Origin of the sequence: Nostoc sp. ChiSLP03a (assembly GCF_034531215.2) — a bacterium.
GTDB lineage: Bacteria > Cyanobacteriota > Cyanobacteriia > Cyanobacteriales > Nostocaceae > Nostoc.
Genome location: NZ_JAVRBQ020000068.1, coordinates 48485 through 60874, shown reverse-complemented (window position 1 = coordinate 60874; position 12390 = coordinate 48485). Strand labels below are relative to the sequence as shown.

Genomic DNA, 12390 nt, shown 5'->3' with positions numbered 1-12390 from the left:
TTCATCTGGTTTTCTGGGCTTGAATCTGTTTTGCTTTTTTAAATAAGCTATAAAATCCACAAAAACTATAAACATTAAATATTATTTTTTTTCAAGATAAAAATTTTTATTCTATGCTTTACGCAAATTCAATTTGAGGATAAGTCTAATGAAACTAAAACAATTTGGAATCACATTTTTGAGTGTTTGTATTGCTGCTTTTTCAGGAATAAAAGCAGCAGAAGCAGCATCATTTTCAGTAATTGCCGACGATCTTAATAGTCCACGAGGTCTAAATTTTGGCCCTGACGGCAGCCTTTATGTCACAGAAGCAGGAACAGGCGGAAATGGAGCTTGTGTTCCTTCACCGAGTGCCGCAGGTCAATCTTTATGTTATGGCACAACTGGTGCAGTGACAAAAATTAGAAATGGTACGCAAGAGCGTATACTTACAGGACTTCCTTCTTTAGCATTACCAAATGGTACTGATAGTAGTGGGCCTCAAGATATCAAATTTGATGCTACTGGTAAGCCTTATATTGCAGTTGGGTATGCTTCTAATCCCACATTTCGCGCCACATTAGGTAACACTGACTTAGGAAAAATCATCACTGCTAATTTCAATACAAATTCCTGGACTAGTGTGGCTGATTTAGCTAATTATGAACTTGCAAATAATCCTGATGGAGGCGATCTAATTAGCAATCCCTTCTCTCTTCTTTTAGATGGAAATAAGATTGTTGCAGTTGATACTGGTGCTAATGAATTACTCAGCGTCGGGACTGATGGAAGTAATTTAAAGGCGATCGCCACAATTCCCCGTCAGACATTAACTAATCCAGTTTTTCCCACTGGTGCATCGTCATCGCCATTTGAAATCCAAGCAGTACCCACAAATATCGCCAAAGGCCCAGATGGCGCTTATTATATTAGTCAATTAACTGGTTTTCCTTTTCCAGAAGGTGAAGCAAAAATTTACCGAGTTGGTGCTGATGATAAACCAACAGTTTATACTGATGGCTTTACCCAACTTACTGACTTAGATTTTGATAGTCAAGGTAATTTATATGCTTTGCAGTACGCCAATCAGTCACTCTGGAAAGGTAATCTAGATGGTTCTGTAATTAAAATAGCTCCTGATGGGACTCGCACAACTATTCTCAGTGGCAATGGATTAGAATCTCCTACTGCTTTGACTATTGGTGCTGATGGTGCTATTTACGTGACAAACCGAGGCGATGGCCCAGGACTTGGACAAGTTATCAAAATTGAGAATTCCAAGTCTGTTCCTGAATCTACTTCTACTTTCAGCTTATTAGCATTTCTTGGCACTGCGAGCCTTACTTTTTTGCACAAGGGTAAAGCCAAAAAACTAAAGATTTCGGAGAAGTTTATTCAGGAGTGTTGAGTCAATACGGTTCGGATAAGATCCCCCCGCCTACGGCGACCCCCTTAAAAAGGGGATAAAGAGGGGAAAAAGCCCCCCAATTTATCGGGGGGTTGGGGGGATCTTCGAGAGATAAATATGTTAACCAAACTGTATTGAGTGTTGAGTCAGCGATCGCTCTCAGCGTCTCCCCTTCTCTACGAGACGCTACGGGAAGGGGTAAGTTTTTCAATCAGCCGTTGTCTGCTTGGTGCTGGCGGTGTTGCTATGCGTAAAATTAGCTCTAACAACCAAGGGGCGAGGCGTTGACACAACACGGCTAAATGACTTTGCCATCCAACTAAAATTTCTGATGAATCATTCTGCATTCCGGTGACGAGTGCTTTAGCCACTTGCTGGGGAGTCATGGGAATCGCCCAGCGAAATAATTTTAAGTCGCGCACCATGTCTGTGTCTGTCAAGGAAGGTAGTAATGCAATGACGCGGATATTGTGTTCAGCTAATTCTTGGCGCAAGGCTTGGGTAAATCCTAAGATGGCAAATTTGGTTGCTGAGTATGTCGCCATTGTTGGTGCTGCAACTTTCCCCATCAGGCTCGATACATTGACAATTGTCCCTTGTTTTTGGCTGGCCATGCGTCGAGCAATCAGACTAGTGAGGTTGTACATTCCTAACAAGTTCACAGAAATTTCTTCTTGAACTTGGGGCATTTTAGATTGCAAAAATGAGCTTTGGTATGCGACTCCCGCACAATTAACTAGCAGGTGAATCTGTCCGTAATTGCGCCACAGTTGGGCAACAGCGATATTTACTTCTATTGTCTGCGTCAAATCTAAAGCTACGATCGCAGCTTCTGTACCCATCGCCTCGATTTCGTTGGCTACCTCCAATAACTTGCGGCGATCGCGTGCTACCAATATCATCCGTTTGATGCCTTGTTGCGCTAATTCGAGAGCGATCGCTCGTCCAATTCCACGCGAAGCCCCTGTAATTAAGGCAACTTTACCTTGAATCTCCATTAGTTTTATTCTCCAAAATTTAAGTCTTACCAAACTCTTCGTTATTGCCGATACACACAAGCAAGAGCTACTTACTTGTCGGCACATAGTAAGACAAATAATCAATCGCAATTCAAATCAAACTGAAACTAAGCCTTTAGCAACGAGACATTTCTTGGTTAATCTGCAATCCCTCATAATTGTCTATACGAGGCAGAAATTTCTCGTTTTGAACCCGTCAAAGCCTAACACACTTGGCTGAATGGGTATAGCTCATAGATTTTATTTCTCCTAGATCCGAGCGTTCATCAGCATCGCTGTCATACACACGTTAGCAATTAAATCAAGCTGTTGCAATATTTTTTAATAAGAATTTCTTAATACTTCTTAACGACAAGTATATATATACAAAAGATTTTATTAAATAAGTTTTTATGAATCCCTCAGTACCAATATCTCATTTTCCTGACAAATAGCCTTGTTTTAGGAAATTGTGATATCTAATTCATCCCTTAGAAACAAAAAAGACATATAGCATTTTGGCTGATGGTTGCAATAGTCAGAGTTTTTAACTCACAAAATTACATCAGTATATTTACTGTTTTATTGAAAATAAAGGTTGACGATCTTTATTGATTGAAAATAATCAAAAATGGCTAGATTGTTGTCTAAAATTATCAGCCAAAACTTTAGAATAAATAGTAATTTCTTTAGGTTTAGCTTTGAGTTCATCAAAGTAATGCTTGAGACTTGCTTTGTCTATAACCAACTTCAATCATTCATTAATAATAAGATCCCCGATTTCTTTAAGAAGTCAAGGATCTGAACTGTAAGTCAATATGATTCCTAATAGATCGTTTTGCCGAAAATTGCACTCCGTACATTTACGTAACTATTAATTATTACTCCACGCTTAAATCGACTTACTTGCAGCAAGGATAGATATCAATATTGCTCGGTTAAAAATATTCATAAGTTCGGTTGAGCGTAAGCGCTACCCAAAAAACCAAGCAAAATGTTGGGTTCCGTTCCTTAGAGGATGTCTGAGAAGTATTCAATATTTCGCTTGATCCCCCCTAGCCCCCCTTAAAAAGGCTACGGTGTACACACAAGTGGTAGCAGCAAGGGTTTCAGGCTTTATGAACCCTTTAAATGGTCATTACGAGCGCAGCGAAGTAATCGCATTATCCAGTAGTTTTTGTGATTGCGTCGTCGTTCCTCCTCGCTGCGGACAAGGTTTGGGAGCGATCGTACAACAAGATAGCTAGGCGACGAAACCAAGTGTCAGGTAGGATTTCAAGACTTGTGTGTACACCGTAGCCTTTTTAAGGGGGGAACTGGAATCAAAGTCCCCCTTTTTAAGGGGGATTTAGGGGGATCTACAAGTCTCGAATACAACACCAAAAAGTTTTCAGACATCCTCTTAGCCCAGAGCAGGACTTTTGATCTCAAGAGTAAATTTAAGTGCGATCGCGATTTTATTGCCCAATCAGATTTTTTAGTCACCTGACTTTTTTGCTTGAAACGCTTGTAAATCAGCGCTTTTTCGGGAACGAAACAGCCCTGCTTTATAAGGGGCGTAATTTAACTTGTATATACACCCTAGCTTACCAAGGGGGGACTACAGGGGGGTTAAAACGATCTCAAATTCTCACGAATGATTTAGGAACTGCTATATAAGCAACAGATACCTCGAAGTCGTTTTGAGGTACTCCAAAGTCGTTTTGAGGTACTTCAAAGTCGTTTTGAGGTACTCCAAAGTCGAAACAAACTTGATAACTATAAGATATATTGATAGGGGAAAACTTATATTGGCTTAATTAATTATTTATCGGAAAAAGCTTTTCACATTACATAAAATTTTTACAATGAAATGAAAAAAGGGTAAAATTAAGAGGAGAATTATAAAGATTTGGTATTGAGCCTAAAATCGCTAGTTGATGTTTAGACTTATAATATATGTGTGAATATATGTGAATTTTGTCTTTACATAGCAATACATCCAGGCTAAGTCTTGGTTATTAAGCGAAAGCCAGCAAGATTTTTTTGGCGAGATTATTTGCATAACCAAAATACTTTTTAGCGCTCATGCTCATTGACCCCCAACCAGACTTTCTTCGCCCAGTTGAAAGCGACGAATATCTTCCTCCGATTAGCAGTTGGACATGGCTGGGAGGGATATTTTTAATTGGAACTGTTGGCGCTGCCTTCGGTCTTGCAAGTGTCATTCAATACAATGTAGTAGTGAGAGCAGATGGTACTGTCCGTCCCACGGGAGAAATACGGTTAGTGCAAGCAGCAACAGAGGGGACGGTTAGAAGCATTAGGGTGAAAGAAAATCAAGTTGTGAAAAGGGGAGATGAGATTGCACTGCTCTACGACACCCAATTACAAAGTAAAAAAAGCCAAATTGCCGGCAATATTCGGCAGAATCATTTACAAAGAACGCAAATCGATGCACAACTAAGAGCGCTACAGAATCAAATCACAGCTGAATCCAATTCGATGGGACAGGCGATTATCTCTGCGCAAGCCGATCTTAGTCGTAATCAACGGGATTATGGAGACAAGCGAATTACCAGTAAGGCAGAAGTGGATGAAGTAGAAGCCTCTGTGGAGTTAGCAAGGGAAGAACTGAAGCGGTATCAGCAGTTAGCAGAGACTGGAGCGATCGCAGCTTTACAGATTAAGGAAAAAGAACAAGCTTTTAAGGCTGCACTTGCCAGATTAGAACGGATCAAAACTGGACTCAATCCCACTAGCGCAAATGTGGAGATCGCCAAAGAACGCATTGCCCAAGAACGAGCAAAGGGTGAGTCTATGCTGGCAGCATTGAACAAAGAAAGACAAGAACTTATTGGGCGTCAAGTAGAAATTCAAAATCAAATCAGCAGCGCTCAAGAAGAGCTAAAACAACTCTCAACAGAACTGCAAAAAACTGTAATTCAGGCTTCAGAGGCAGGTACTATCCTAAAACTAGAATTAAGGAATCCTGGGCAAGTTGTTCGTGCTGGGGATGCGATCGCTCAAATTGCTCCTAGTAAAGCACCTCTGGTGATCAAAGCCCGTGTTGCCGCTTCTGATATTAGCAAAATACAGGTGTGTAAAGTCGTACAAGTAACGAAATGTTCGCAAGGGGAAGTACAAATGCGGCTTTCTGCCTATCCCTACCCAGATTACGGCATCCTCAAAGGATCTGTTAAAGCCATAACCGCCGACGCTATTACATCTCAAGTTAACGGCAATCCAATTCCACCTTACTATGAGGTGACAATTGAGGCAGAGAGACCTTATTTAAAAAAGGGCGATAAATCCTATCCCATTCAACCGGGGATGGAAGTTACAGCTGATATCATTTCCAAAAAAGAAACTGTAATGACATTTATTCTGAGAAAAGCAAGGTTGCTAACAGATTTGTAAGCTTTTTCTTGTATTCCACGCCATTGATAACCACTCAGGATTTATGCATTAGACCTCTTGCACGGTTCCGATCCCCCCTAACCCCCTTAAAAAAGGCGGAACTAGTAGTCTGCCAACCCAAAAATGCGCTTGTGAGGGCTGGGGAAAGGTTACTGGGTTTGGGATTTAAACCCTTTACCCCGCTTGCGTTCGCTTGGCGAACTACTAGAATCAAAGTCTCCCTTTTGAAGGGGGATTTAGGGGGATCAAACCACATTTTGCACTAAGCATAGAGATGTGTGTACACCGTAGCCTTTGGGAGAGGGATTTAGGGTGAGGGCTTTTGATCCCTCCAATCCCCCTGCAAAAGCAACAGGGCTGTTTCATTGCCTCAAAGGTTGATAAGGGGTGGAAGTAGGTTGAGGATTTGATGGTTTGCTAGACTGGGGAGTTGACCCACTCCAAACTCGATCGAACTGAGCTACCGACAACGACTGTAAAATACTAAGATTAAGCGGCTCTTTGCTGATAAATGTAGCGTAGGAAGGCTGCAAATAAGAACGGTATTCAGGGCGGTTAAGGAGATGGGTTTCTAAAAAAGCGACGCTGAGGGCGTTGAGATAAGAATAAACAGCAGCACGATCGGGGCCTAGTAAGGCAGGTGGTACAGGTAAGACATCGTTTTGAGGAGTAGGTTCGGCGATCGCTGAAAAGTGGGTGGCATTTTCAATCAAAGCCAGGTACTTATTGGAGTCAGAAAGCCAGGTAAAGGGGCGAATTTGCTCAGATACGGGTGGTGCGAAAACATCTTGACTACCTGCTACCAGCATGACGGGAATTTTAATTTGACTGATTCCCCCCTGACCCAAAACTGAACTGTCAATGGGATTAATGGCAATGATGGCCTTGATGCGATCGTCTTTGAGTTCGTAATTTATTGGTGGTAAATCGTTTGCTTGACACTGCAAAAACACCGACAAATTTAAGGATGAATTATCGGGATTGCAATCTTGCCTGAGTTGCTCAAAGTTAATATTGGCTCCTGCTAAAGTCAAAACAGTATAACCACCAAAGGATTGACCGATCGCCCCAACTTGCTGAAAATTGAGTTTTCCTTGGAGGGTAGGATCGGATTTATCTAGACGCTGGAGTTCATTTAGTAGATATTTGATATCCAAAGGTCGGTTGATAAATTCTGCTGCATCTGGCGGCCCTGCCAATCCCGCAAAGTATAGCTGAAAGCGTTCGGCATTACTACCAGGGTGTTCTAGTACAGCAACAGCAAAACCATAGGATGCTAAATGTTCAGCCAGGTAGACAAAGGTAGAGCGATCTGAAGCCAGTCCATGAGAAATTACAATCAGGGGAAAGGGTGGTGAGAGTAAATCTCCAGTTTTTTGTGAACCTGCTGACGGCAAATAGATATCTACAGGTAGACGGCGCGAGCGAGAAATGTCATTTAACTCTAAGCTTTTTTTCTGCCAGGTGAATTTTCCTGGCGATCGCAAATCTGGTTTTTGAGAGAAATCAATTTTGGAAGTGGCTGCTTGAGCGATCGCTTCTTTTTGCAGAGAGGCAAAAACTTCATCCTTTTTTTTAATCAATTGCGACAAGTCATCGACTATCCTTAATCCCTCTGTGAAATTTACCCGGATAGTATCGCTAGGAAATTTCCGCAGTAAATTCACAACCGTTAACCCCTCTTTTCGATCGGCAGCAGACAAAATTAAAGAGGCACGTATGGCATAGAAGCCATTCTTTCGAGACTCAGTGAGCAGTAATTTTCCTAGTTGTTGCACCAACCGCTCGCCTATCGGTGAGTAGGTAACTTGAGATACTAGTGTAGGAGTGACATCAAAGCGTTGCTGGAGTAGATCCCGCAGTTGGGCAAGTTGTTCGGGAGTCGCACGGCTAGCATAAAAGGACAAATCTTGATCGATTTTGCCCTCTTTAGCAAAGGTTTCCAGCGAGTCTACCGATAAGGAAAATTCGCCGAAAGGAGGATAATAAAAGCTAATGCGTTCAGCCCCCAATCCGGGAGTAGCAGTCAAGAACGTAGATAGCAAACCTAAACCCAAATATTTCAAAAATTTTTTCATTAGAAAAACCCACTATCTAACCCTGCTTAAACTTATTTGGGCAGGGAGGAAAGCGGGGCGGGATCTATAACCGCTTTCCTGTTGAATTGGTTTAGATATATCAAACAAGCTACAAGCACAATAAAGCAAGTACTTACGAGAAATTTGACAGGAGCTTTGAACGAGCAAAATACATGAGTAGCAAATTTTTCAACCAAACAGCATCAGTAGCGCGATAATAGATATAGAGATCAAAATTAAGTTATATGTCCTTTGCTTCCTGCGCCTGTTGTGTTGTCGTCCTCAACCAACAACAAGAGCAAAATATCTCCCACCAAAAGCAGTGCCAGGATGTGCCAGTTAAGCCCAGTAAGAGCACGGTTAAAAGTTGTACTGTAATTGAAAATGGCCGGGTGGTCGTTAAACCCTTACAACCACCACTCAATCAGGCTTCCGAGTAACTTTTAGAAATTTCCTCCTTCACTCTAAGGGTAAAACATCGTGGAAGCAGTTGTAATCAATGTAGCGATGTCCATCGGGTGTGTGGTAAAAGATATCGACAAATTGATTGTTCCACAAAATCTCGTTAGCACCATAGCTATGACGGGCATGAACAACCTGGGCAACCGTTTCATCAATGCCACTCAAAGAGACAATCAGCATAGTATTTGTCTGGGTTAACGATTCTGGTGTCATCCCATACAAGGGACTAAACTCATCAATGACATGCATCACTGACCAGCTTAACGTGAAGCTAGGTGTTTGGTTCCTCACCAGTTTAAGATCGTGGAACCGACGTATGAACTGTCCTTCTAGGGTTACTTCGTCGCGCATCAAGTAGACTCGCATCTGCGCTTCCAGAATCGTATTGCGACGCTTATTAGCGCTGCGAAATATCAGAGTCGGCATCGCATTATGAGCTGTAATGACAGCAACACGGCTAAAAAGTACACGGGCTGTAGGTCGAGAGAATCGAGCAAACGCCAGTCCTGTCATCACTGCAATTCCCACCAAACCGATCATTGCTTCAATTGTGACAATAATGTTGGCGTAAGTTGTTTTCGGATACATTGCCCCATAGCCAATAGATGCTAGGGTTTGGACGCTAAAGAAAAAGACATCTAAAAAAGAGCCAGGTTGGGCGTTGGCAATACAATCTCCTCCGATTAAGTAAGCTAGGGCAAATAGAGCATTAATAGTTATATAGAAAGTACAAATCAGCAGCAGAAAGCCAGTCCAGGGGATCGTTAACAGCAGATGATAGGGATCGCGCCAGTAGGAATGCCATGCACCCATACCTATAATTTCAAATTTTCCATCTTGAACTTGAATCTTAATCGGTGGGATCGAACGCTGTCGTTTCTTGGGTGAAAGTCTCTTCAGTCGAAATTTCATTGCAAGTAGCCAAAAGAACGGCAACTACTTAGTATTGTAAATTAAGTTGCATTAGAGACATTCACTCTAGACACAATGGCACTAAGAAAAGTCCAAAGGCTTGTGTCGCCTTGTTCCCAGTCTCCAGGCTGGGAATGTATTTAAAAGAGGCTCTGCCTCTTGTCAAGAAGATCGGAGGCGGAGCCTCCCAGAATGGGTTCCCTACCTAGAGGCTGGGAACCAGTCAACAAGAGTGAAATTTTTAGCTTAAACAAGTATTTTTACTAGCATTGTTTGTATCCAAAATGTAATAAAATCAACACGGCAAACACAAAAATAAAATATGTCAAGTAAAGAATCGAGAGAATGGCATTTAACCCCTAATGGATGGGTTGCTGGAACATTGCAACACGATAGTGGACGTAATCCCATTTCGCCACCTGACAATAAAGTTCTAACTTGTATCTATAAAGAGACTATACTTCCTGATGCTATGGCATTATCAGGTTATGGTGAGCCAGACTTTAATCTATCTAGTAATGTTAGCGTCATTTGGCGTTGTTCAAATCATCAGCTTATATCTGAGCTTTTAGATAAATTTGGTTCATGTCCTGAGAGTATATAAATTCTCAAGTATCTATTTTTTTATAAACATATATGGGTCAATTTATTACTGAAACCCTTATTTTTGGTGTTGTTTTAATTCCACTAGCTTTAGGTTTAGGTCATTTTTTAGATTTTGACAAAGTTCAAGGTATGAGCCAGAAAGAATATAATTCTTATATAAAAATTATAATTTTTAAATGTTGGATAATTTTATTCTTACCTCTCAGTCTGTGGCTACGATTCCAAGCAACTCATGAATGTACTAAAAATTTATTTTAAAGAATCACCGACAGATGGGGTATCAAATAAATGAAAACTGCTGTAAATCAGCAAAAAAATAGGGTGTGCAATGCCCACCCTACTAATTTATCTGCTAGAAACTTATTAAAAACTTGTTGCTATGGCTTTAGTGATTGACCTTTAGAACAGCGGTCAAACCACTCCTGGTATTTTTTCTGGTGCGATTCATCTTCAACTGCAATGGTAACACGCACCTGCTTGCAACCGTTATTTCGCTCTAGTGCGATCGCATTCAATAATAAATTAGCAATTCTAGGTGAGCTAAACTCGCCGCTTACCGTTAAACCGTTGTCATGTGTAACTTCAAGTCTTTCTACTTCGGTCAAATCAACGCCAGGAATTTCTTCTTGTCCTAAATCAATTTCTGCGAGTTGTTTGTGTTCTGGGTTAATTTGTTCCACAATCAGCTTTTCACGCCGGACAGGAACTTGTACAATCCGAGTTTCAATGACTTTGCGAACAATTACCTCACCAACTTTACGCTTACTGCTTTCAACAACTAGTCGTTCTTCTAGTAGACGAATAATCTGTTCTTCAGGAATCTGTTCTAAATTATTTAATGACTCAACTGAGCTATTTGTCGTTTGATTGTTAGCTACTTGCTCAGTTGAGTTAAAATCGCCTGGTGTTTCTGATTCTAAATATTCAGGCATATATTCAATTTCTGATTTGTTTAAGTCTATGAAAACAGATTGAGTCGGCTTGTCTATTTTTTTGATTCTCTGGCTCTGCAACTGAAATAAAGAAGGATGTTTATCAGTTAACTGCTGGCTAGATTCATGGTTCGATATTACGAGGTTTAGCCGACGATTAGCATCCACAATTAAATCATGAACTACTCCTACTAGCTGACCTTGATTATCAAACACAGCAAAATTGTTCACCTTCTTTCTTAAATCTACCAGCGAGGAGATAGTGCGAGAATTACCCTTTGCCTGTAAAGTGTTTTTTGCCATAATTTGGCTATTCATCTGGAAAGTTTACTAACTGCTTTCTACTTAGCTAAATTAAATGTATTAATCATCTGGATACCATTTAGATAGTATTTGCGCTCAATGGATTTATCCAACTCATATCCAGAGTAATATTCGCAATCAAAAATACTAAGTGGTATCAATACTTTTCGCTTAAGGAGGAAAGGGGAAAGGGTGACGATTTTAATTTATCTTTACCCCTTTCCCCAGACCAAAAGAGAGATTGTTGGGTTTATCCGAAAAGTATTGTAAGTGGTATCAGCGTAAGGACAGGTAAAGCTAATTCAACAGCTTCACCTGTACTGTGTAAAATTAATTATTAGTCATTAGCTAGTAACTAATGACTATATATAGTTAGCGTTCTTCAATGGGAAGATTACCAGAATTCACATCTAACTCTTCACGACGCACAGTTTCTTGAGTTTCAACTGTGTCTTGCTCGACCACTTTTCTAACTCTGACTTCTTCACGCAAAAATGCTTCTTTGCGAATATCAGGAGTTTCTTCATGGATTTCTATGCGAGCAACTTCGCCTTCACGGAAGTCTGCTTCGCGCCCAGAAACAGGCGTACCCGCATCTGCTGGAGTTACACGTTCAATCACGACTCGTTCTCTTTCTACTGGCACTGCAACCCGTGCGGTATCAGTTTCAACATGCTTGCCAATCGTTACTTCTCCAGTTTTTTGGCGTCGTTTGCTGGCAATCAACCGTTCTTCATACAATCTTAGAGTTTGATGATCTTGCTCGTTTAAACCGTATAAAGCAGGCTCATTTTCGTAAGTGTAGCTATCACGGGCGTAAGTAGGAGTTGTACCCAATGGTGCTACAGGCGTTCCTAAAGGATCTAATCCTGCTAAAGGGTCTAATGGTGTTGCAGCTTCTACAGGAAGGTTGTAGTCTGTGGGTTGGCGATATACCCCACGCACCCGTTCTTCATAGTCGTAATCAAGGGTTTGACGTTCATCGAACTCAGGCAAATCTTCAGCTTGCTCTCTAGTCAAACCAATTGTGTAAACGCGATCGGTATTATAGTCGATACGGGCGCGGCCAATTGGTAGTAATACTTTTTTACCAAAAATCCAGAAGCCTAAGTCAACAACTAGATAGCGAAAATGACCTTCTTCATCAACTAAAACATCGCTAACAGTACCAACTTTTTCATCAGTTCCCTGTGTATAGACACCCAGCCCTTTAATGTCATGACCATCAAAACTCTCTTGATAGCTAGGCTCAAAATCTTCTAGTTTGTAAAGAACCATTGTTTTTAACCTCAAATATTTTTTGTCAATCTCTT

General features: G+C 41.0%; 9 protein-coding genes. 4 read left to right on the top strand and 5 right to left on the bottom strand.

From position 1 onward, the window contains the following. Window positions 1-148 precede the first annotated feature (148 nt). The gene (locus RMY32_RS11535; protein WP_322713743.1) at window positions 149-1387 is read left to right on the top strand and encodes a ScyD/ScyE family protein; all 1239 of its coding nucleotides are present in this window, start codon (window positions 149-151) and stop codon (window positions 1385-1387) included. A gap of 176 nt (window positions 1388-1563) precedes the next feature. Here the strand turns inward: RMY32_RS11535 and RMY32_RS11530 are convergent, their stop codons facing one another. Next, window positions 1564-2385: an SDR family NAD(P)-dependent oxidoreductase gene (locus tag RMY32_RS11530; protein WP_322713742.1), complete on the bottom strand. Its 822-nt coding sequence runs from the start codon at window positions 2383-2385 to the stop codon at window positions 1564-1566. A gap of 1118 nt (window positions 2386-3503) precedes the next feature. On the opposite strand from RMY32_RS11530, the gene RMY32_RS11525 reads away from it, so the two are divergent. Together RMY32_RS11525 and RMY32_RS11520 are read left to right on the top strand one after the other, a co-directional pair. Next, window positions 3504-3632: a hypothetical protein gene (locus RMY32_RS11525; protein ID WP_322706159.1), complete on the top strand. Its 129-nt coding sequence runs from the start codon at window positions 3504-3506 to the stop codon at window positions 3630-3632. Between the two features lie 820 nt (window positions 3633-4452). Beyond that, the gene (locus RMY32_RS11520) at window positions 4453-5784 is read left to right on the top strand and encodes an HlyD family efflux transporter periplasmic adaptor subunit (RefSeq protein WP_322713741.1); all 1332 of its coding nucleotides are present in this window, start codon (window positions 4453-4455) and stop codon (window positions 5782-5784) included. A 362-nt stretch (window positions 5785-6146) separates the two neighbouring features. Here RMY32_RS11520 and RMY32_RS11515 read toward each other — a convergent pair whose 3' ends face one another. Together RMY32_RS11515 and RMY32_RS11510 are read right to left on the bottom strand one after the other, a co-directional pair. Further along, on the bottom strand, window positions 6147-7862 hold the full coding sequence (locus RMY32_RS11515) for an alpha/beta hydrolase (protein ID WP_322713740.1): 1716 nt from the start codon (window positions 7860-7862) through the stop codon (window positions 6147-6149). 459 nt (window positions 7863-8321) lie between these two features. Further along, complete coding sequence (locus RMY32_RS11510) at window positions 8322-9236, bottom strand: ion channel (protein WP_322713739.1); 915 nt, start codon at window positions 9234-9236, stop codon at window positions 8322-8324. A gap of 322 nt (window positions 9237-9558) precedes the next feature. Between RMY32_RS11510 and RMY32_RS11505 the strand changes: the two genes are divergently transcribed. Next, entirely contained in the window at window positions 9559-9840 is a 282-nt protein-coding gene (locus RMY32_RS11505) for a hypothetical protein (protein ID WP_322637582.1), read from the top strand. Between the two features lie 379 nt (window positions 9841-10219). Here RMY32_RS11505 and RMY32_RS11500 read toward each other — a convergent pair whose 3' ends face one another. Both RMY32_RS11500 and RMY32_RS11495 read right to left on the bottom strand, forming a co-directional pair. Then, a complete protein-coding gene (locus RMY32_RS11500; protein WP_409882765.1) occupies window positions 10220-11092 on the bottom strand; it encodes a YsnF/AvaK domain-containing protein in 873 nt (290 codons plus the stop codon). Window positions 11093-11449: 357 nt separating this feature from the next. Then, window positions 11450-12355 carry a DUF2382 domain-containing protein gene (locus RMY32_RS11495; protein ID WP_322713736.1) on the bottom strand — a complete coding sequence of 302 codons (906 nt, stop codon included), beginning with the start codon at window positions 12353-12355 and terminating at the stop codon, window positions 11450-11452. Between the last annotated feature and the right edge of the window lie 35 nt (window positions 12356-12390).